Here is a 1,486-nt window from a genome sequence, read left to right as displayed (position 1 = left end):
GGCCAAGAGCGCCGGCGTCGGCACTGCCGGCCTTGAGGCGCTGGAAAACGCCACCGCCGATGAAAAGGTGCTAGCACGCGACCGCTCCCAAGGCGTCTTTACCCAGACCTTCGTTGAGTTCTCGAACCGTATGATCTCGTCCCATAGGCTGAAGCAGGGCGCGGCCAATCTGAAGAAATACGCGGATGTTTTTGCCCGCGCCGACCGGGAATTTGGCGTCCAGCCACCGATCATCGCCGCTTTCTGGGCGCTAGAAACCGATTTCGGCGCTGTGCAGGGCGATTTCCACACGCTGAACGCACTGGTCACGCTCTCGCATGACTGCCGCCGCCCGCAACTCTTCCGGCCGCAGATCACGCCGCTGCTGACCCTCATCGATCGCGGCGTCGTGCCGGCCGATGTCACCGGCGCTTGGGCGGGCGAAATCGGCCAGACGCAGATGCTGCCGTCCGACTATCTCGGCCGCGGCGTCGATGGCGACGGCGACGGTCTGGTCGACCTGCGCAGCAGCGCGCCGGACGTGATCATGACCACGGCCAACAAGATCATGTCGCGCGGCTGGAAACGCGACCAGCCCTGGATCGAGGAAGTCCGCGTGCCAGACGACATGCCATGGGACCAGACCGGCCGCACCAACAAGCTGCCGCTGACGCAGTGGGCTCAGTGGGGTGTCACCAACCCGAATGGCACGCCGCTTGTCGACAACGGCCTAAAGGCAGGTCTCGCGCTGCCCATGGGTCGCAAGGGACCGGCCTTCCTCGTCTACGACAATTTCGACGTCTATCTCGAATGGAACCAATCCTTCACCTATGCGCTGACCGCGGCAAATCTCGCCACGCGGCTGGCGGGCGCGCCGCAATTCGATCCGCGCAATCCCGAACCCGGCCTCAACGGCGACCAGATGAGGGCCTTGCAGACGAAGCTCGAGGCCAAAGGCTATGACGTGGGCACGGTCGACGGCATCCTGGGCACCAACACCCGCGAGGCGATCCGCAAGGAGCAGAAGCGGCTAGGCTTACCGGTCGACGGCTGGCCGACACCGGAGCTTTTGGGGAAGCTGTAGCTCCTCTTCCTTCTCCCCTGTGGGAGAAGGTGGATCGGCGCGCAGCGCCGAGACGGATGAGGGGTGTTGGAAGAAACGCCAGCGCCGCGATCCGTCCAGCACCCCTCATCCGACCGAGCTGCGCTCGGCCACCTTCTCCCACAAGGAGGGCTTTGCACGGGGAGCGAAGTGGATTTCGGTGGTCAGTGAGGGCCTTTTTGAAGGCCGGCAGAGCGGTTTTCCGCGGCCCTTGCGGGGCCTTTGTCGGTTTAGGCAGCCATCCTGCCGGATTGTGGACGCACTCCTCCCTCATGTCCGCCTCTCATCGGGTGGATAGAGGACGCCAATCATGGTGCGCAGATTGTAAGCGCAGGCGGCCAGTATGCACTGCGTGCGGTTGGTGGCGAGGTTGAAGAAGCGCAGGCGTCGCATGCCGTAACGCTC

The 1,486-nt window shown here is 64.2% G+C and carries 1 protein-coding gene; it reads left to right on the top strand.

Translation table 11 applies throughout. The features are described from left to right. Positions 1-1,063 (top strand): lytic murein transglycosylase (locus EOC93_RS33440; protein ID WP_127206749.1); only part of this gene is annotated, 1,063 nt, incomplete at its 5' end. Between the last annotated feature and the right edge of the window lie 423 nt (positions 1,064-1,486).

This window comes from Mesorhizobium sp. M6A.T.Ce.TU.002.03.1.1, assembly GCF_003997275.1.
Classification (GTDB): Bacteria; Pseudomonadota; Alphaproteobacteria; order Rhizobiales; family Rhizobiaceae; genus Mesorhizobium; species Mesorhizobium mediterraneum.
This window is presented reverse-complemented; position numbering and strand designations above follow the sequence as displayed.